At 63.9% G+C, this 479-nt stretch carries 1 pseudogene; it reads right to left on the bottom strand.

Annotation, left to right across the window (positions count from 1 at the left end):
* Nucleotides 1-479, bottom strand: a pseudogene (locus L995_RS25815) (hypothetical protein); the annotation flags it as partial.

Raw genomic sequence — 479 nt, 5'->3', positions numbered from 1 at the left:
CGCACGATAAGCGTCCACCTTCGCAGTCTCAGCTCCCACCTGGGTCTTGTAGATGTCAACCAGTGCCGTCTGTGCGTTGACCGTGGCCACGAAGGCCTTGACCTCTTCGCCGCCGGCCTGGATGCGGGCCTTCTCCAGTTCCACCAGCGTCTGGGCCGCGCCCACGCGGGCCTTGTAGATCTCGACCACCGCCATGCGCCCGTCGATCTCGGCGCGGTAGCGATCCACCAGGGACTTGTTGATGTCGGCCTTGGTCTGCTCGGCCGCCAGCATAGCCTTGTAGACCTCGACCTTGTTGAGCTCGGCCCGGATCACCGTGTCATAGGCGGCAGCATAGGCCTGGTAGCCGGCCAGCAGCGCCTTGTAGTGCTCAACCGCCGCGTTGAAGGCGGCCAGGGCATTGTCGGCAGTGATCTTGGCGGTCTCGAACGCCAGCATCTCCAGCTTGTAGGCGTCGTCCAGCAGCGTAGTCTCCAACT

The sequence above is a fragment of the Delftia sp. ZNC0008 genome, from assembly GCF_000799035.1.
Taxonomy (GTDB): Bacteria; Pseudomonadota; Gammaproteobacteria; order Burkholderiales; family Burkholderiaceae_C; genus Comamonas; species Comamonas tsuruhatensis.
Note: the sequence above shows the minus strand (reverse complement) of the source record. Positions and strands in the feature narration are given on the sequence as shown.